At 43.2% G+C, this 2,144-nt stretch carries 1 protein-coding gene and 2 pseudogenes; all 3 read left to right on the top strand.

All coding sequences use genetic code 11. The features are described from left to right. Positions 1–229: pseudogene (locus B4J23_RS07000) on the top strand (DNA polymerase III subunit epsilon); the annotation flags it as partial. Between the two features lie 126 nt (positions 230–355). Next, a complete protein-coding gene (locus B4J23_RS06995; protein ID WP_291359567.1) occupies positions 356–1,999 on the top strand; it encodes a chemotaxis protein in 1,644 nt (547 codons plus the stop codon). Then, positions 1,999–2,144 (top strand): annotated as a pseudogene (locus B4J23_RS06990) (NADH pyrophosphatase); the annotation flags it as partial. The gene B4J23_RS06995 and the pseudogene B4J23_RS06990, both read left to right, overlap by 1 nt.

The raw sequence follows: 2,144 nt of genomic DNA, 5'->3' as shown, positions 1-2,144 counted from the left end.
CGATGCGGAAATTCTGTCCGATGTTTATTTGGCCATGACCGGTGGACAAGTCTCTTTTGATATGGATGCCCTGTCACATACCGAAGAACAAGGCGGCAGTTCAGGCACTGTAAAAATTGAAATTGAATTGCCTGTGATTCTTCCATCAGATGAAGAACTTGCCGAACATGAGAAATGGGTCAAACAATTTGAAGAAAAGCATGGAACGCCTTGCCTTTTTGCCAAATAAAATCTAAATTTCAAGCAGTAATTTCGCTTTTAAAATACAGTTCTTCAGTTATAGTAATTCCAAAGAGGCCCCGTCCGATAAAGCGGGGCTCATATATAGATAATACTCAAGGAAAGGTGCAGATCCATGTCTTACCAAACCTCTATACATTTTGATCCAACAGCTTTACTGATAATAAAAAATGAGGTTGATAACTCGATCAAGTTAGTCGAATCAGCAGTAAGCACCTTGGTAGAAGATCAGACTTTACCTTTTGGCATTGACGATGCATTAAATCAGTTCGAACAATGTGCACAGGTACTGGCACTGATTGATATGCCGAATCTGGCACAAATTGCACAATATTCAGCAGAACTGATGCGCAAGATTATGGGGAATCCGGCGCAGGTCAACACTCAGGATGTGATCGCATTGAGTGAAGGCACCACCATGCTGAAACGCTATATCGAATTTATCTGCTTGCGTGAAGTGAAAATTCCACAGTTCCTGCTCGATACCCTGAACCGTCTGGAACTAGCGCTTGGTAAACCATTAACCACTGAAGGTCAGCATATTGAACCTTTGCTTGACCTGATTACCCCTGACTTCCAGTTACCCCAAGTACCAGGTCTGGAAAAATCCAAATATGTGCAACGCCTGTACAAGCTGTCTCTTAACAAACTGCTGAAACAGGAAGAAAGCGAGATGGACCTGCAAGCGATCAAACTGGTCGGTACTTATCTGGCAGGCCTTTCAGCAAATCATCCAAGCAAGCAATACTGGCATCTGGTGCATGTTGCTTTTGATAATATTGATCACCTGCTCATCAATGAACCACGTTTACGTACTTTAATCAGTATTGAACGCAACATGGCGCAGTACTTTAGTTCAGCCGACAGCTTCAAAGCCTCTCTGTCCGATCTGGCAAATGTATTAAGCTTATGTATTAGTCAGGAAGATGCAACTGCACAGCAAATCCGTAGCCAGCTGAATATTGGTGATGATCTACTGACAGATATGCAACTTCAGGTGTTCAGCCGTCACCTATACGGTCCGGACTTCGAAACCATGCATACCATTAGCGAACTGGTGACTGCGGAAATGACCCAGATCCGCAATGATATCGAATATAACTATCAGCACATGACACCTGAAAAAACTCAGGAACTCCAGACTCAGCTGAATAGCTTGGCCAATATCTTCAAGGTTCTGAATCTGAATGAAGCCTATCATGACTTAAACCGTCAGGCAGCTTCACTCAGCCAGGCAGATATTCTGAAAGATGAGTCTTTTGCCCAGCAGTTGATGAATGTGATTCTATCCGCGATGAACTCGATTGGTGTATTGGAACGCCATCATACTTCGAGCCGCTTGCAGCTACGTGTGAATAACATGAATATCTCACTGGATCGTCTGGATGAAGCACACAACGCTTTGTTAAATGAAACTAAAGCATTGATTGAATTGTCTAGCCAGATTCTGACTGATTATCTGCAAGATCAGGACCTGGCCAAACTTGAACCTGTACCCATCCAGTTCTGTGAAATTGGCGGTGCCATGCTGTTCCTGAATGCTGAACATGTGAAAGCTGCATTCAATACGACTGCCCTGTTCATCAAAAATCGTATTGAACAGTCGCTTGCATTAATACCAGTAGAAATTCATCATGCGCTGGATGCATTGGCTAGTGCCGACATGATGATCGACAACTTAAAGAACAAACAGCCTGTATTACAGTCCATGTTTAAGGTAGCATTAGACAGTAGTGAGAAACTGAAAATCGTTGCCTAATGTCTAAAAAATTATCACTTGCTTATATTTTCCAGCAGCAACAGTTGCTGGTCGATCAACACTTTCAACTGCCTCAAGTTGAAGCTCTGGCAAGTGATTTGCTGCTGAATCCGGGTGATCAGGTGGTTGCCCGTGATCTTCTTCC

The sequence above is a fragment of the Acinetobacter sp. UBA3025 genome (assembly GCF_002367915.1).
Lineage (GTDB): Bacteria > Pseudomonadota > Gammaproteobacteria > Pseudomonadales > Moraxellaceae > Acinetobacter.
The sequence above is the reverse complement of the archived record's forward strand: the minus strand, read 5'-3'. Positions and strand labels throughout refer to the sequence as shown.